At 40.3% G+C, this 6,176-nt stretch carries 6 protein-coding genes; 1 reads left to right on the forward strand and 5 read right to left on the reverse strand.

What is annotated here, in order from left to right; all coding sequences use genetic code 11:
- Nucleotides 1–148 precede the first annotated feature (148 nt).
- Nucleotides 149–1,342: a cardiolipin synthase gene (cls, locus tag ACHABW_RS21490; protein ID WP_435758429.1), complete on the forward strand. Its 1,194-nt coding sequence runs from the start codon at nucleotides 149–151 to the stop codon at nucleotides 1,340–1,342.
- Nucleotides 1,343–1,371: 29 nt separating this feature from the next.
- Here the strand turns inward: cls and ACHABW_RS21495 are convergent, their stop codons facing one another.
- The 5 genes from ACHABW_RS21495 to ACHABW_RS21515 all read right to left on the reverse strand — a co-directional run bounded on the left by ACHABW_RS21495 (nucleotide 1,372) and on the right by ACHABW_RS21515 (nucleotide 6,074).
- Nucleotides 1,372–2,157 (reverse strand): alpha/beta fold hydrolase, encoded by a 786-nt coding sequence (locus ACHABW_RS21495; protein WP_435758431.1) that lies wholly within the window; start codon nucleotides 2,155–2,157, stop codon nucleotides 1,372–1,374.
- Nucleotides 2,158–2,344: 187 nt separating this feature from the next.
- Nucleotides 2,345–2,515 carry a XapX domain-containing protein gene (locus tag ACHABW_RS21500; protein ID WP_110938303.1) on the reverse strand — a complete coding sequence of 57 codons (171 nt, stop codon included), beginning with the start codon at nucleotides 2,513–2,515 and terminating at the stop codon, nucleotides 2,345–2,347.
- 221 nt (nucleotides 2,516–2,736) lie between these two features.
- On the reverse strand, nucleotides 2,737–3,744 hold the full coding sequence (locus ACHABW_RS21505) for a Gfo/Idh/MocA family protein (protein WP_435758434.1): 1,008 nt from the start codon (nucleotides 3,742–3,744) through the stop codon (nucleotides 2,737–2,739).
- A gap of 218 nt (nucleotides 3,745–3,962) precedes the next feature.
- A complete protein-coding gene (gene argS / locus ACHABW_RS21510) occupies nucleotides 3,963–5,630 on the reverse strand; it encodes an arginine--tRNA ligase (protein WP_435758435.1) in 1,668 nt (555 codons plus the stop codon).
- A 6-nt stretch (nucleotides 5,631–5,636) separates the two neighbouring features.
- A complete protein-coding gene (locus tag ACHABW_RS21515) occupies nucleotides 5,637–6,074 on the reverse strand; it encodes a DUF1934 domain-containing protein (protein ID WP_435758437.1) in 438 nt (145 codons plus the stop codon).
- Nucleotides 6,075–6,176: the final 102 nt, after the last annotated feature.

Raw genomic sequence — 6,176 nt, forward strand, 5'->3', positions numbered from 1 at the left:
TAGAAACTCATGAGTGAATACTCATTCATAAATTAAATTTAATTTTTTTCTTCCCTTTGTTACTCTATACGTTTCCTGTTTCCTTAGAATGACTTAAATTAATTCATTTTGGGAAACCTAATGAAAAACTTTAAAAAGGGGCAATCTTATGAAACTTCTCTTGATACCATTCTTACTCATTGTTTGGATTTGTCTGGATCTCTTTTTCGGGTTGAAACGGCATCGTTCCAAAATTACGCCAATGGAAAATACTTTATACAAACAAAGCAATGTACAGTTTTTTATGCAAGGTGACAAATGGCTTGATCACCTTTTGCAGCAAACTGAAAAAGCTACTGATCATATCCATATGCAATTTTATATTTTCCGCGATGATAATATTGGGAAAAAACTACTTCATGAATTAAAAGAAAGTGCCAAGAAAGGTGTCACGGTTCGACTAACTGTCGATTGGTTGGCCCACAGTATTTCAAGAAAGGAACAAAAATCGCTTAAAAAAGCGGGAGTTCAATTTGTAAAGTTAAATGTGCCCTCTTTTCCTTTCTTATTCTACTCTATCAATGAGAGAAATCACCGAAAAATTGTCGTTATTGATGGGAAATATGGTTACGTTGGCGGTTATAATGTTGGAGATGAATATTTAGGGCGTGATCCCAAAAAGGGACGATGGCGAGATTATCACATGTTTCTCGAGGGAGCAGGTGTAGCAGACCTCCAACAATGTTTTCTTGCTGACTGGAACGAAGCTTCTGGTGAATCCGTTGATTTTGAAAAGACACTTCAGCTTACATCCCCTGAAGACACAATTCCGATGCGGATATTTTCCACGAATGGCGCCCATCTAGAACACATCATAGATGATGTCCTTGAAGACGCTCAATTTTCTGTGTTTATAGGGACGCCTTACTTTATTCCAGGAGAAAGGCTAAAGAACAAACTTGTCTCACTTGCAAAAAGAGGCGTGAAAATTCAAATTCTTATTCCTAAATATCCGGATCATCCTCTTGTAAAAGATGCGGCCTTTCCTTATATGCCGGAGCTTTTAGAGGTTGGAGTAGAGTTTCGTCAATTTTATGAGGGATTTTATCATGCAAAAGTTGTCACCGTAGATGAACGCCTCATGTTTATCGGCACGGCTAACATCGATAAACGAAGCTTTCATATAAATAAGGAAATAAACACTGTGATATCGGATAAAAATTGGATCAAACCAGTTAAAGAAGAAATTGAAAAGGATTATTATGAAAGTGCCGAACCGATTACGATGAATACTGTCAATAAGAGAACGTTGTTCGAGCGTTTGAAAGAAAAAATCGCGACGGCAGTCTCCTTCTATTTATAACTATATGAAATGCCCAGGTGTTGAAACAACTAGGCATTTTTTTCGTGCGTTCCAATAAAAGTTTTGATAATTTCATGCACGGCAGAAGATTTTTTTGTAGGCAATTGATGACCGACATCGTCAATTAGAACGACTTCCACCTCTCCGGTTACATTTTCCGTAAACAAGTGTCGATAGTGGTGAACATAATCATCTCTCGTCCCATACATCAGAAGCAGCGGACAGGTGATTTTATGTAACCTCTTTGTTGCTGTGTATTCTAGCCCAATACGGTAATATTTTTCCAATACCGAGGCAGGAGTCAGACGAACGTAATTCGATAGCTCCCGTTTATTTCGTTGATTTCGCTCGTGTGCAACCGCCAGTACATTGGAAACTACATTCATTTGTTTTGCCCTTGTTGCTAAAATACCAAGCTTGAATTCATTTCTTAAGAGAAAACTATTTACTTCGGGGAAGCCTCCCAATAATATGATGCCTCGTACTCGATTCGGGTATCTTATTGCTGCTTCTTGCACGATAGACCCTCCATTTGAGTATCCACAAAGATACGCCGAATTTACCTTGGCCTCATCAAGCACACGAATGACATCATCCGCTAGAACAGACATTGATAAAGGTTGTTCATCAATGCCACTTCGTCCATTTCCACGACAGTCCATCGTTATTACTTGATAAGATTCCGAAAGTCGATTCTTTTGGCGTCGGAATGTAACGTGGCCCATCGATGGCGGATGTACAAATAGGAGAGGAATTCCTTTCCCCTCCTTTTCAAAATATATGGCTGCTTTCTGTGACTGTTGTGTCCAACTCATGCGATCATCTCCTATCATCTCGTTCTTACAGTAATGATGGTAGGATATGTGCATTTTAACTTTTTATCCAACATTTCAAATCATATTTGCAGAGAGAATAGATCAAAACACCGATTCATTGTTCTACTCCCGCTACAGACGACCGGATCTTCGTCCGTCACCCTCTAATGCTCTGGCTTTTTGAAAACTATCCAAAAAAGGACACGGATACCCATTGGAATAATTTAAATCCCATATAGATACCGACAATACCCATAATACCCGGTAATGCAGGCGGAGCAGGGATCGGCAATTTGATCCACGCAAAAAGAAACCCTACTATCAGTCCAGCTATTATCGCTAATAGAATATCTTGCACTCTTCTCACCTTCTTTTGCTAGTCAGTTGATAAAACTAGGTTATGTATACTAACCAATTCTATCCTAACAGAAAGAGGTACGTACAACAATCACAGGGACGGTTCTCTGCTTCATTAATTACTGGCAAGATACCGTTAATTGGCCTTGAAATAGATAAAGTTGCAAAAAGAACACTGTAAAAGTAGAATTCTACTTTTACAATGTTCTTCACATTAAGTAATTATTTTTTTAGCGAGACGGGCTTTCCTTCGTCTATGGATTGATATAGAGATTCGATAACAGTCATATTCAATATTGTTTGCTCTGGTGTATACGAAGGCTGTGTATTATCCAGGATTGCCTGTGAAAAGTGATCAATTTGCACTGTATATTGGTTCGCATCAAACGTTTCAACAGCCACAGTTGCCCCTGCTCCATCCTTTAATATTACTTCACCTAGTCCATTGTTGGGATTTCCATCCGGACGAAAAGCATAAGGAACTTCGATGGAACCTTTTGTACCAACTACTTCATAACGATTCACATTTGCTTGTTCGAAGCTGCAATCGATCACTGCTTGCTTGTTTTCAAAAGTTAGAATTCCCGTTGTAGACAAATCAATTTTTTTCTCAGGATGATGGTTGGCATGTCCAAATACTTGCACAGGCTCCTCTTCAAAAATAAAGCGGCTCGCATGAACGCAATAACAGCCGACATCAAATAAACTTCCGCCTCCAAGTTCAGAGTTCAAACGGATATTACCACTATTTACGTCCATTGAAAAAGAGAATGAGCCTCGGAACAGCTTTGCCTCACCAATTTTCCCCTCTGCCAACCATTTCTTCACTTGGCTGTGTTGAGGATGAAACTGATACATAAAGGCTTCCATCCAAACTACGCCATTTTCTTTCGCCGCTGCATCCATTTCTTTCACTTCATCACTAGTAAGTGCTGCTGGTTTCTCCACGAGTACATGTTTTTTAGCTTGTACTGCTTCAATCAACCATTTTTTGTGTAAGCTGTTCGGTAAAGGAATATAAATTGCATCGATAGTTGGATCTTGAAGCAATTCTTTATACGAATCATACGACGTGTCAATTCCCCATCGTTTCGCTGTATCCGCTGCCTTTCCACTTTCACTTGCGACTGCTTTTAGCTCTGCTTGTTTTGCAAGTTTGATTGCTGGAACAAAGGCTGTCTCAGCGATTTTAGCCGAACTCAAAATTCCCCATTTTATCTTATTAGCCATAAATAATTCCTCCTTCTATTTTTAACTCTTTCTCCATTATACTTGAATCCTGAAAAAATGCAGAAAATGAAACCCCTTACTTTTTAGGTTAGAAGGTTTCCTCTTCTACATTCTTAAATTTTTGATACACATTTCTCCGCCGCAATCGCTCATTACCATCTACCAAAACAAAAAATTGGGGGAAGGTCAAAAACGACCTTCCCCCGAACATCTATTTATTACATTTTCTCCGGTGCTTCAACACCCAAAATTTTAAGCGCATTTTGAAGCGTCATACGGACAGCATCCATTAGCGCAAGGCGCGCTTTTGTTAAGGATACGTCTTCACTAATTACTTTTTCAGCATTGTAGAAGCTGTGTAACGCTTGTGCCAATTCGTGCACATAGTTTGTCATTCGGTGTGGCGAACGGCGTTTTGCCGCATCCGCAATTGCTTCAGGGTATTCACCTAGTTTTTTCATTAAATCTTGTTCTTTTACGGCTATTAATCCCGTTAAGTCCACTTCCTTGTCAACCTTGAATCCTTTTTCTTCCGCCTGTCGCAGCATACTGCAAATTCTTGCATGAGCGTATTGCACATAGTAAACAGGGTTGTCATTGGACTGTGATTTAGCCAGGCTCAAGTCGAAATCAAGATGAGAATCCGCTGCTCTCATCGCAAAGAAATAACGTGTCGCATCGATGCCGACTTCTTCCATGAGTTCGCGCATTGTTACAGCCTTCCCGGTACGTTTACTCATTTTCACCTTTTCACCATTCTCAAAAAGGTTCACCATCTGAATGATTTGAACATCCAATTGATCTTTTTCATACCCAAGAGCTTGGATTGCCGCGCGCATTCGTGGGATGTAGCCGTGATGGTCTGCTCCCCAAATGTTAATCAATTCCTCAAATCCTCGAGCAAATTTATTTTTATGATATGAAATATCTGGCATTAAATAGGTGTAGGAACCATCGCTTTTTACGAGAACGCGATCTTTGTCATCCCCGTACTCCGTCGAACGGAACCATGTTGCTCCATCTTGATCAAATGTTTCGCCACGCTTCTTAAGATCCTCTAAGGCATCTGTTACTTTTCCATCTGTATAAAGAGATGTTTCAGAAAACCAGTTGTCAAAATGAACACGATAGTCGGCCAAGTCTGATTTAAGCTTATCCAGTTCCCGTTTTAACCCGTATTCCCGGAAAAAACCTCGTCGTTCCTCTTGATCCGTATCCTTGAAACGGTCCCCATAATTTTCAACGATCTCTTTGGCAAAACCAATGATATCCTTTCCTTGGTAACCATTCTCAGGCATCGCCGCCTCTTCCCCTATTTCTTGCAAGTATCTCGCTTCTAAGGAAAGGGTAAGGTTATCAATCTGGTTCCCAGCATCGTTGATATAATATTCACGAGCAACGTCATATCCTGCCTTTTCAAGAATATGGCACAAGGAGTCTCCTACCGCTGCCCCTCTTGCGTGTCCCAAATGAAGCGTGCCAGTTGGGTTTGCCGAAACAAACTCGACTTGGATTTTCTTTCCCTTGCCTATGTTTGTATTTCCGAACTTTTCTTTTTGCTCAAGAACCGTATGGACGATCTCCGTTAAATAATCCTTTTTCATTACAAAGTTAATAAATCCCGGACCGGCAATATCAACCTTTTCTACTTTTGCAGCTTGATAATCAAAATTCGCTTCTATATCTTCTGCAATCATTTTTGGTGCCTTTTTAGCTATTTTTGCTAGCTGCATGGCCAGATTTGTTGCAAAATCTCCGTGTGTCTTGTCTTTTGGTGTCTCGATGACGACATTCGGGATCTGATCTGCCGATGCTAAACCAGCCTTTACTGCGGATGCAATAAGTTCACTTTTTAAATTTTCTTTGAGTTGTTCTACTTGGCTCATCGTGCGTTAGACCTCCTTTATGGATACGTGCATATGATAGTTTCCTGTATTCGAGCTTTGCATGATTAGTTTGTACCGCAAATCAATATAGCCTTCCAGTTCCTGTTCATCCCAATGATAATCGACTTCCTTTGTGTCTGTGCTCATACTCATTGGACCAAAAGGGCTGTGATAGATTCCTTCTGTTTTTTGACCTGGAATAAAGCGTTGATTCATTGAAATACCACCCTTTCGAAGGACGGACATTTCTCCTTTATGTAGTTTCACCGTTTGAACGGTTTGCTTATCTTTCTCTTCTTCTTTCGGTTCGTTAAAACGAAGGACTGTCTGCTGCCCGCGTTGAAACAACTGACCTTCTGCAGCCATCTGGTGAACTTCCTTTGCTTTTCCGTCACGAATGGTTGTCTTTACATTTACAGTAACATTGACTCCGTTTGAAGACATCGTTTTGTCATCCCCTATCCTTACCTTCCATACCTATAACCCCCTTAGTATATCGAACCAAAAGGGACAGGATCAAGCACTAGCTCTAAGTGGAAGGACGAG

It is taken from the genome of Salipaludibacillus sp. CF4.18 (assembly GCF_051262595.1).
GTDB lineage: Bacteria > Bacillota > Bacilli > Bacillales > Salisediminibacteriaceae > Salipaludibacillus > Salipaludibacillus neizhouensis.

What these genes read in the sequence shown, in the direction of transcription:
- ACHABW_RS21505 (WP_435758434.1), bottom strand. Translation starts at nt 3,744, where the DNA reads ATGGCTAATAAGATAAAATGGGGAATTTTGAGTTCGGCTAAAATCGCT.
- cls (WP_435758429.1), top strand. Translation starts at nt 149, where the DNA reads ATGAAACTTCTCTTGATACCATTCTTACTCATTGTTTGGATTTGTCTG.
- argS (WP_435758435.1), bottom strand. Translation starts at nt 5,630, where the DNA reads ATGAGCCAAGTAGAACAACTCAAAGAAAATTTAAAAAGTGAACTTATT.
- ACHABW_RS21495 (WP_435758431.1), bottom strand. Translation starts at nt 2,157, where the DNA reads ATGAGTTGGACACAACAGTCACAGAAAGCAGCCATATATTTTGAAAAG.
- ACHABW_RS21515 (WP_435758437.1), bottom strand. Translation starts at nt 6,074, where the DNA reads ATGTCTTCAAACGGAGTCAATGTTACTGTAAATGTAAAGACAACCATT.